The sequence below is a fragment of the Bradyrhizobium sp. sGM-13 genome (assembly GCF_018398875.1).
Classification (GTDB): Bacteria; Pseudomonadota; Alphaproteobacteria; order Rhizobiales; family Xanthobacteraceae; genus Bradyrhizobium.
Window position 1 is genome coordinate 1 of record NZ_JAGWDK010000298.1, and the last position, 273, is coordinate 273.

Below are 273 nucleotides of genomic sequence, written 5' to 3' on the forward strand. Positions count from 1 at the left end.
GCCGAGCACCGCATGGGCCGCAATTATCTCTGGTTCCGTCGCGGCGACGCCGCCAACGCCGTCCTCGCCGCCGCCGGCTACAACTTCCGCCGTCTCATCCGCTGGCTCAGGCTCTTGCTGCGCCTGTTCCTGACCACACTCTTCCTCAGCCCGCTGAATAATCCGGCGTGAAATCGCTCTTCTTCACGGACGACCATCTCCCGCGGCCAGGCCCGGTCGATTATCGCCGATGAGCTTTCAGCTCCTGTTCTTCCTGCGACGCGCGCCGGCGCT

General features: G+C 65.2%; 1 pseudogene. It reads left to right on the forward strand.

The features are described from left to right. Positions 1–171, forward strand: a pseudogene (locus KJQ96_RS39120) (IS5/IS1182 family transposase); the annotation flags it as partial. Between the last annotated feature and the right edge of the window lie 102 nt (positions 172–273).